The organism is Burkholderia sp. Se-20373, assembly GCF_017104705.1.
Classification (GTDB): Bacteria; Pseudomonadota; Gammaproteobacteria; order Burkholderiales; family Burkholderiaceae; genus Burkholderia.
The window spans coordinates 21,628-31,443 of the sequence record NZ_JAAGPH010000095.1 but is presented as its reverse complement, the minus strand read 5'-3'; the positions used below and the strand labels follow the sequence as shown (position 1 = coordinate 31,443).

7 protein-coding genes are annotated in these 9,816 nt (G+C 65.3%); all 7 read left to right on the top strand.

The window, feature by feature from the left end; translation table 11 throughout:
- Window positions 1-166 precede the first annotated feature (166 nt).
- The 7 genes from G3N96_RS26190 to G3N96_RS26160 all read left to right on the top strand — a co-directional run bounded on the left by G3N96_RS26190 (window position 167) and on the right by G3N96_RS26160 (window position 9,810).
- Entirely contained in the window at window positions 167-817 is a 651-nt protein-coding gene (locus G3N96_RS26190) for a DUF502 domain-containing protein (RefSeq protein WP_069248829.1), read from the top strand.
- Window positions 818-884: 67 nt separating this feature from the next.
- Complete coding sequence (aspS, locus tag G3N96_RS26185) at window positions 885-2,687, top strand: aspartate--tRNA ligase (protein WP_122946242.1); 1,803 nt, start codon at window positions 885-887, stop codon at window positions 2,685-2,687.
- Between the two features lie 157 nt (window positions 2,688-2,844).
- Window positions 2,845-3,339 (top strand): dihydroneopterin triphosphate diphosphatase, encoded by a 495-nt coding sequence (nudB, locus tag G3N96_RS26180; RefSeq protein ID WP_206138972.1) that lies wholly within the window; start codon window positions 2,845-2,847, stop codon window positions 3,337-3,339.
- On the top strand, window positions 3,336-4,610 hold the full coding sequence (gene clsB, locus G3N96_RS26175) for a cardiolipin synthase ClsB (RefSeq protein ID WP_206138971.1): 1,275 nt from the start codon (window positions 3,336-3,338) through the stop codon (window positions 4,608-4,610). Before nudB ends, clsB begins: the two co-directional genes overlap by 4 nt.
- A 200-nt stretch (window positions 4,611-4,810) precedes the next feature.
- Window positions 4,811-5,410, top strand: coding sequence for a TetR/AcrR family transcriptional regulator (locus G3N96_RS26170; RefSeq protein ID WP_006751498.1), 600 nt, complete (start codon window positions 4,811-4,813; stop codon window positions 5,408-5,410).
- 58 nt (window positions 5,411-5,468) lie between these two features.
- Complete coding sequence (locus G3N96_RS26165) at window positions 5,469-7,256, top strand: acyl-CoA dehydrogenase C-terminal domain-containing protein (protein WP_124580733.1); 1,788 nt, start codon at window positions 5,469-5,471, stop codon at window positions 7,254-7,256.
- A gap of 118 nt (window positions 7,257-7,374) precedes the next feature.
- Window positions 7,375-9,810, top strand: coding sequence for a 3-hydroxyacyl-CoA dehydrogenase/enoyl-CoA hydratase family protein (locus G3N96_RS26160; protein ID WP_046544448.1), 2,436 nt, complete (start codon window positions 7,375-7,377; stop codon window positions 9,808-9,810).
- Window positions 9,811-9,816 lie beyond the last annotated feature (6 nt).

The window sequence follows — 9,816 nt, the reverse complement described above, 5'->3', positions numbered from 1 at the left end:
GAGGCCGCGCCCGCCGCGGCCGCGCCGGCTGCATCGAGCAGTTCCGAAAGCACGACGACGAGCGCCGCGCCCGCCCCGGCTGCAGCGCCCGCCGCCAGCAGTTGACCGTCGCGGCCCGGCCGGGCTGCGACCAACCCGCGCCGCTGGCGCGGTTCATTGACGGCAGATGATGAAAAAGACGACCCTGAAATCGGTGTTTCTGACCGGCCTGCTGGTTCTCGTCCCGCTCGCGATCACGCTGTGGGTGCTTGGTCTCATCATCGGCACGATGGACCAGACACTGCTCCTGCTGCCCGAATCGTGGCAGCCCGAGCGGATGCTCGGCTTCCACCTGCCGGGGATCGGCGCGGTGCTGACGCTCGCGTTCATCTTCGTCGTCGGGCTGGCCACGCAGAACTTCATCGGCCAGAAGCTCGTCACGTGGTGGAACGCCGTGGTGCGTCACATCCCGGTCGTCGGGCCGATCTACACGAGCGTCAAGCAGGTGTCGGACACGCTGCTGTCGAGCAGCGGCAACGCGTTCCGCAAGGCGCTGCTGATCGAATACCCGCGTCGCGGCTCGTATACGATCGCGTTTCTGACCGGCACGCCGGGCGGCGACGTGCTCAATCATCTGACGGAAGAATACGTGAGCGTCTATATCCCGACGACGCCGAACCCGACGTCGGGCTTCTTCCTGATGCTGCCGAAGAGCGAAGTCATCGAACTCGACATGTCGGTCGATGCCGCGCTCAAGTACATCGTCTCGATGGGCGTGGTGGCGCCCCCGGCGCCGGCTCCGGCGCCTGCACGCCGCCCCGTCGAGCCGCCGCTGTAAGTAAAGAATCATCGCCCGGGCCGCGCGTTGCGGCGCCCGTTGATCAAACCGAACGAAAGCAAACATCATGTCGATGCGTACTGAATACTGCGGTCTCGTGACCGAACACCTGCTGGGCCAAACCGTGTCGCTGTGCGGCTGGGTGCAGCGCCGCCGCGATCACGGCGGTGTGATCTTCATCGACCTGCGCGATCGTGAAGGCCTCGTGCAGGTGGTGTGCGACCCGGATCGCGCGGAAATGTTCGCGACCGCCGAAGGCGTGCGCAACGAGTTCTGCGTGCAGATCAAGGGCCTCGTGCGCAACCGTCCGGAAGGCACGGTCAACGCCGGCCTGAAGAGCGGCAAGATCGAAGTGCTGTGCCATGAACTGAACGTGCTGAACGCATCGGTCACGCCGCCGTTCCAGCTCGACGACGACAACCTGTCGGAAACGACGCGTCTCACGCACCGCGTGCTCGACCTGCGCCGCCCGCAGATGCAGCACAACCTGCGCCTGCGCTACCGCGTGGCGATCGAAGCGCGCAAGTACCTCGACGAGCAGGGCTTCATCGACATCGAAACGCCGATGCTGACGAAGAGCACGCCGGAAGGCGCGCGCGACTACCTCGTGCCGTCGCGCACGAACGCGGGCCAGTTCTTCGCGCTGCCGCAGTCGCCGCAGCTGTTCAAGCAGCTGCTGATGGTCGCGAACTTCGACCGTTACTACCAGATCACCAAGTGCTTCCGCGACGAAGACCTCCGTGCCGACCGTCAGCCGGAATTCACGCAGATCGACTGCGAAACGTCGTTCCTCGGCGAGCAGGAAATCCGTGACCTGTTCGAAGACATGATCCGTCACATCTTCAAGACGACGATCGACGTCGAACTCGACGCGAAATTCCCGGTGATGCCGTACTCGGAAGCGATGGCGCGTTTCGGTTCGGACAAGCCGGACCTGCGCGTGCAGCTCGAATTCACCGAGCTGACCGACGCGATGAAGGACGTCGACTTCAAGGTGTTCAGCACGCCGGCCAACGCGAAGGACGGCCGTGTCGCGGCACTGCGCGTGCCGAAGGGCAGCGAGCTGTCGCGTGGCGACATCGACGGCTACACCGAATTCGTGCGCATCTACGGCGCGAAGGGCCTCGCCTGGATCAAGGTCAACGAGAAGGCGAAGGGCCGTGACGGCCTGCAGAGCCCGATCGTCAAGAACCTGCACGACGCATCGATCGCGGCGATCCTCGAGCGCACCGGCGCGGAAGACGGCGACATCATCTTCTTCGCGGCCGACCGCGCGAAGGTCGTCAACGACAGCCTCGGCGCACTGCGCCTGAAGATCGGCCATTCGGAATTCGGCAAGGCGAACGGCCTCGTCCATGCCGGCTGGAAGCCGCTGTGGGTCGTCGATTTCCCGATGTTCGAATACGACGACGAAGATGCCCGCTACGTCGCCGCTCACCACCCGTTCACGAGCCCGAAGGACGAGCATCTCGAGTACCTCGAGACGGATCCGGGCCGTTGCCTCGCGAAGGCCTACGACATGGTGCTGAACGGCTGGGAAATCGGCGGCGGCTCGGTGCGTATCCACCGCGAGGAAGTGCAGAGCAAGGTGTTCCGCGCGCTGAAGATCGGTGCTGAAGAAGCCCAGCTCAAGTTCGGCTTCCTGCTGGACGCGCTGCAGTACGGCGCGCCGCCGCACGGCGGTATCGCATTCGGTCTCGACCGCATCGTCACGATGATGGCCGGCGCCGATTCGATTCGCGACGTGATCGCGTTCCCGAAGACGCAGCGTGCGCAGGATCTGCTTACGCAAGCGCCGAGCCCGGTCGACGAGCGTCAGCTGCGCGAACTGCACATCCGTCTGCGTCAGCCGGAACAGCCGAAGGCGTAACGCACTTCGCACCGGGTCGTGTGCGCTCACGCGCACACGACGCACATGAAAAAGGCGCAGCGATGCGCCTTTTTCGTTTTTTGCGGTACAGTCGCAGCACTTGCCGCCCGTTCGGAGCCTTTGCCCGGCGCGCGGCCCCGTGCTGCATGAAACAAAGATGACGAAGCCGCCGAAAATCCCCGAATCCGTTCTTGTCGTGATCTACACGCCCGACCTCGATGTGCTCGTGATCAAGCGTGCCGACCAGCCTGATTTCTGGCAATCGGTGACCGGATCGAAGGATGCGCTCGACGAGCCGCTCGCGCTCACCGCCGCGCGGGAAGTGGTCGAAGAGACCGGCATCGCAGTCGGCACGCCGGACGTGCCGGCCAGCGCGCTCGTCGACTGGCGCCACAGGATCGAATACACGATCTATCCGCAATACCTGCACCGCTATGCCCCGGGCGTCACGCGCAATGTCGAGCACTGGTTCGGCCTGTGCGTGCCGCATCGCGTCGACGTGACGCTGTCGCCGCGCGAGCATGTCGAACATGCGTGGCTGCCGTTCCGCGAGGCCGCCGCGCGCTGCTTCTCGCCGTCGAACGCCGAGGCGATCCTGCAACTACCCGCGCGCGTGGCACTGTCGCGCGCGCCGCACGGCTCGTCCGCATGACGGCGGAAGCCCGCAAGCGCTTCGCGCAATTGCGGCAGATGTTCCTGCAGGAACGCGGTTCCGCGTCGCGGCTTGCCTTCACGTCGGGCAATACCGTGCGTCTGTGCGAAACCGGCAGCGAATTCTTTCGGGCGCTGATCGATCGGATCGACGCCGCCCGCGAGCAGGTGATGCTCGAAACCTACATCTTCTGCGACGACGCGGCCGGCCGGCCGGTGTCGGACGCGTTGATCCGCGCGGCGCAGCGCGGCGTGCGCGTGCGCGTGATCACCGACGGCATCGGCACCGCACGCCTGCCGTTGTTCGATACGTGGGCGGCAGCCGGCGTCGAGCACTGCATCTACAACCGTTACCTGTTCGGCCGCTTCGGCTTTTCGCGCACGCATCGCAAGCTCGCGGTGATCGATCACGCGGTCGCGTTCTGCGGCGGCATCAACATCACCGACGACTACGCGCAGGGCGGCACGACGCTACCGTTTCCGCGCTGGGATTTCGCGGTCGAGATGGCGGGGCCCGCGGTGTCCGACGTGCGCGCCGCGTTCGAACTGCAATGGCACCGGATCATGTTCGGTCACAAGCCGTATGCGCAATACGCGACCGGGCTGCATGGCGGCGAAGCGTTTCCCGACATGTTCCGGCGCTGGATGCGCAGCCACCGGTGGATCAAGGCCGGCGCGCTGCGGGTCGTGACGGAGCCGAGCGTCGCGTTCGTCGCGCGCGACAACGTCGTGAACCGCCGCGCGATCGAGAAGGCGTATCTCGCGGCGATCGGCCAGGCCCGCCAGCGGATCCTGCTCGCCAATCCGTACTTCATGCCGGGGCGCAAGCTGCGCCGCGCGCTGACGGGCGCCGCGCGACGCGGCGTCGACGTGCGGATCCTGATCGGCCGCAAGGAGTTCGCGGCCCTCGATACGGCCGTGCCGTTCCTCTATCACGCGCTGCTGCGCGCGGGCGTGCGCGTGGCCGAATACGACAAGACGATGCTGCACGGCAAGGTGGCCGTGATCGACGACAACTGGGCGACGGTCGGCTCGTCGAACCTGGACGCGCTGAGCCTGATGTTGAACAATGAGGCGAATGTCGTGCTGGTGCGCTACGATGCTGTCACGAACGAACTGCGCGACGCGATCGCGGCCGCGTTTGCCGATGGCCGGGAAATCGACCCCGCCCGGTTTGCTGCGCGCCCGCGGCTCGAGCGCATGCTGAACTGGCTCGCCTATACGGCGTATCGTCTCGTGATGAAGGCGCTGACGGTCGGTGGTTACGACTGACGAAGACTAAGCGTTCGCTTCAAAAAATCTGTCCGCACGTTCGTGCGGAAAAGCCGCTCCGGTCCCGCCGGAATCGCGCAAAATAGCGGCTCGGTTAGACACCGGTTTCTAATAATTTCCTTGTTTCGCGAGCGGCCGCACTCAATAATAGTACGGCCGTTCGATTTTATTCGAACCCCCGAACGGTTACAGAAATAGCTATGCGAAAAGGCGAACAGACGCGTGCCGCGATACTTGAAGCTGCTTTGGACCTCGCCAGCCGTGACGGGCTGGAGGGGCTGACGATCGGCCTGCTGGCCGAGCGCATGCAGATGAGCAAGAGCGGTGTGTTCGCGCACTTCGGATCGCGTGAGGACCTGCAGGTCGAGGTCGTCCGCGAGTATCACCATCGTTTCGAAAACGAGGTGTTCTTTCCGAGCCTGCGCGAGCCGCGAGGCTTGCCGCGCCTTCGGGCGATGCTGGCCCGCTGGACGGAGAAGCGCATCCAGGAGGTGACGACCGGATGCATCTACATCAGCGGTGCGGTCGAGTACGACGACCGGCCTGACAGCCCCGTGCGCGAGCAGTTGATCGCGAGCGTGACGGCCTGGCGTGCCGCGATGCTGCGTGCCATTTCGCAGGCGAAGGAAGAAGGCCATCTGCGTGCGGATACGGATCCGGACCTGATGCTCTTCGAGTTGTACAGCTTCACGCTCGGCCTGCATCACGACGCACGCTTCCTGCATTCGCCGGACGCCGTGCGCCTCACGTGGGCCGCGCTGGAAAAGACGATTGTTTCGTATCAGAGCGAGAGCCGTTAGCGGGGCGTGATCCGCCCGCCAGGAGCTCGAGCCGTTTTGCCCACCTTTGGAGAGAGTCATGGGACAGTACGCCGCGCCGCTGCGCGACATGCAATTCGTGTTGCACGAGCTTCTGAACGTCGAAGCCGAAGTCAAGCAAATGCCCAAGCATGCGGACCTCGACGCCGACACGATCAACCAGGTCCTCGAGGAAGCGGGCAAGTTCTGCTCCGAGGTACTGTTCCCGCTGAACCAGGTCGGCGACCGCGAAGGCTGCACGTATGAAGGCGACGGCGTCGTGAAGACCCCGACCGGCTTCAAGGAAGCCTACCAGCAGTACGTCGAGGCCGGCTGGCCGGCGCTCGGCTGCGATCCGGACTACGGCGGCCAGGGCCTGCCCGCGTTCGTGAACAACGCGCTCTACGAAATGCTGAACTCGGCGAACCAGGCCTGGACGATGTATCCGGGCCTGTCGCACGGCGCCTACGAGTGCCTGCACGCACACGGCGCGCCGGAGCTGCAGCAGCGCTACCTGCCGAAGCTCGTGACGGGCGAATGGACGGGCACGATGTGCCTGACCGAACCGCACTGCGGCACCGACCTCGGCATCCTGCGCACCAAGGCCGAACCCAACGGCGACGGCTCGTACTCGATCAGCGGCACGAAGATCTTCATCTCGAGCGGCGAGCACGACATGTCGAAGAACATCATCCACCTCGTGCTCGCGCGCCTGCCGGACGCGCCGCAGGGCACCAAGGGGATCTCGCTGTTCATCGTGCCGAAGTTCATCCCCGACGCAGCAGGCGAGCCGGGCGAGCGCAACGGCATCAAGTGCGGCTCGATCGAGCACAAGATGGGCATCCACGGCAACTCGACGTGCGTGATGAACCTCGACGGCGCGAAGGGCTGGATGGTCGGCGAGCCGAACAAGGGCTTGAACGCGATGTTCGTGATGATGAATGCCGCGCGCCTCGGCGTCGGCATGCAGGGCCTCGGCCTCACGGAAGTCGCGTACCAGAACTCGCTCACCTATGCGAAGGAGCGCCTGCAGATGCGCTCGCTGACGGGCCCGAAGGCACCGGACAAACCGGCCGACCCGATCATCGTGCACCCGGACGTGCGCCGCATGCTGCTCACGCAGAAGGCCTACGCCGAAGGCGCGCGCGCATTCACGTACTGGTCCGCGCTGCAGATCGACAAGGAACTGTCGCACGGTGACGAAGCGGTGCGCAAGGAAGCGGCCGACCTCGTCGCGCTGCTCACGCCGATCATCAAGGCGTTCCTGACCGACAACGCGTTCGAGTCGACCAACCACGCGATGCAGATCTACGGCGGCCACGGCTTCATCTCCGAGTGGGGCATGGAGCAGTACGTACGCGACGCGCGGATCAACATGATCTACGAAGGCACGAACTCGATCCAGTCGCTCGACCTGCTGGGCCGCAAGGTGCTCGGCGACATGGGTGCGAAGCTGAAGAAGTTCGGCAAGCTCGTCACGGAATTCGCGGAAGCCGAAGGCGTGAAGCCGGAAATGGCCGAGTTCATCAACCCGCTCGCCGACATCGGCGACAAGGTGCAGAAGCTGACGATGGAAATCGGCATGAAGGCGATGCAGAACCCGGACGAAGTCGGCGCTGCCGCCGTGCCGTACCTGCGCACCGTCGGCCACCTGGTGTTCTCGTACTTCTGGGCGCGCATGGCGCGCCTCGCACTCGACAAGGAAGCGTCGGGCGATCCGTTCTACAAGTCGAAGCTCGCCACCGCTCGCTTCTACTTCGCGCGCCTGCTGCCCGAGACGGCGTCGACGATCCGCGCGGCGCGCGCCGGTTCGAAGACGCTGATGGAAGTCGACGAATCGCTGTTCTGACGCGAGTCCGGGCGGTGCGCGCCGCGTGCCGCGCCGCCCGAGCGCAACGGTTCCTGGTACTCACTTCGCCGTGCAGCCCTCACATTCCGCGCTGCACGACACTATCCGGAGACATCCCGTGAGCAATTTCCTGATTCGCAAGGTCGCCGTGCTGGGCGCCGGCGTGATGGGCGCGCAGATCGCCGCGCACCTCATCAACGCGCGCGTGCCGGTGCTGCTGTTCGACCTGCCGGCCAAGGAAGGCCCGAAAAACGCGATCGCGCTGAAGGCGATCGAGAACCTGAAGAAGCTGTCGCCCGCGCCGTTCGGCGTGAAGGACGACGCGAAGTACCTCGAGGCAGCGAACTACGAAGACGACATCGCGAAGCTCGCCGAATGCGACGTCGTGATCGAGGCGATCGCCGAGCGGATGGACTGGAAGCACGACCTGTACAAGAAGGTCGCGCCGCACATCGCGCCGAACGCGATCTTCGCCACCAACACGTCGGGCCTGTCGATCACGAAGTTGTCCGAAGGTTTCTCGGACGAGCTGAAGTCGCGCTTCTGCGGCGTGCACTTCTTCAACCCGCCGCGCTACATGCACCTCGTCGAGCTGATCCCGACCGCGCATACGCGCCCGGAAATCCTCGACCAGCTCGAAACCTTCCTGACGAGCATCGTCGGCAAGGGCGTCGTGCGCGCGAAGGATACGCCGAACTTCATCGCGAACCGCGTCGGCATCTTCTCGATCCTCGCGGTGATCACCGAGGCCGCGAAGTTCGGCCTGCGCTTCGACGAAGTCGACGACCTGACGGGCAGCCGCCTCGGCCGCGCGAAGTCGGCGACGTTCCGCACCGCGGACGTGGTCGGCCTCGACACGATGGCGCACGTGATCAAGACGATGCAGGACAACCTCGCCGACGATCCGTTCTTCCCGGTCTACCAGACGCCTGCCGTGCTCGCCGAACTGGTGAAGCAGGGCGCGCTCGGCCAGAAGACGGGCGGCGGTTTCTACAAGAAGGAAGGCAAGGCGATCAAGGTGCTCGACGCGAAGACGGGCACCTACGTGGATTCGGGCGCGAAGGCGGACGAAACCGTCGGTCGCATCCTGAAGCGCCCGCCGGCGGAACGCCTGAAGCTGCTGCGTGAAACGGACCATCCGCACGCGCAGTTCCTGTGGTCGATCTTCCGCGACGTGTTCCACTACATCGGCGTGCATCTCGAATCGATCGCCGACAACGCGCGCGACGTCGACCTCGCGATCCGCTGGGGTTTCGGCTGGAACGAAGGCCCGTTCGAAGGCTGGCAGGCTGCCGGCTGGAAGCAGGTCGCCGAATGGGTGCAGGAAGACATCGCGGCCGGCAAGGCGCTCGCGAACGTGCCGTTGCCGTCGTGGGTGCTCGAAGGCGCGGTGGCGGAAAAGGGTGGCGTGCACACGGCCGAAGGCTCGTGGGCGCCGGCAGCCAAGCGCTTCGTGCCGCGTTCGGACCTCGCGGTCTACGACAAGCAGGTGTTCCGCGCGCCGCTGCTCGGCGAAGCCGGCGCCGATCCGAAGACGTATGGCAAGACGCTGTTCGAGACCGATGCCGTGCGTGCATGGGTCGACGACCGGGCAGGTGAAGACGACGTCGTGATCGTGTCGTTCAAGTCGAAGATGAACACGATCGGACCGAGCGTGATCGACGGCCTCGTGCAGGCAATCGAACTCGCGGAGAAGGATTACAAGGGCGTGGTGATCTGGCAGCCGACGTCGCTGAAGCTCGGCACGCCGGGCGGCCCGTTCTCGGCCGGTGCGAACCTCGAAGAGGCGATGCCCGCGTTCATGATGGGCGGCGCGAAGGGCATCGAGCCGTTCGTGAAGAAGTTCCAGGAAGGCATGCTGCGCGTGAAGTACGCGAACGTGCCGGTCGTCGCGGCCGTGTCGGGCATCGCGCTCGGCGGCGGGTGCGAGCTGATGCTGCACAGCGCGAAGCGTGTCGTGCACGTCGAGAGCTACATCGGTCTCGTCGAAGTGGGCGTCGGCCTCGTGCCGGCGGGCGGCGGCCTGAAGGAAGCGGCGCTGCGCGCAGCGGACGCCGCAACGGCCGCGAACGCGACCACCGACATCCTGAAGTTCGTCACGAAGTCGTTCGAGAACGCGGCGATGGCGAAAGTGTCGGCGTCCGCGCACGATGCGCGTGCGATGGGCTACGTGAAGCCGTCCGACACGATCATCTTCAACGTGTTCGAACTGCTCGACACCGCGAAGAAGGAAGCGCGTGCGCTGGCCGCAACCGGCTACCGCGCACCGCTGCGCGCGAAGGACGTGCCGGTCGCCGGCCGTTCGGCGATCGCGACGATCAAGGCATCGCTCGTCAACATGCGTGACGGCCGCTTCATCAGCGACCACGACTACCTGATCGCGAGCCGCATCGCCGAAGCCGTGTGCGGCGGCGACGTCGAAGCCGGCAGCCTGGTCGACGAGCAGTGGCTGCTCGCGCTGGAGCGCCGTGCGTTCGTCGAGCTGCTCGGCACGCAGAAGACGCAGGAACGGATCATGGGCATGTTGCAGACCGGCAAGCCGGTGCGTAACTGAGCGAGC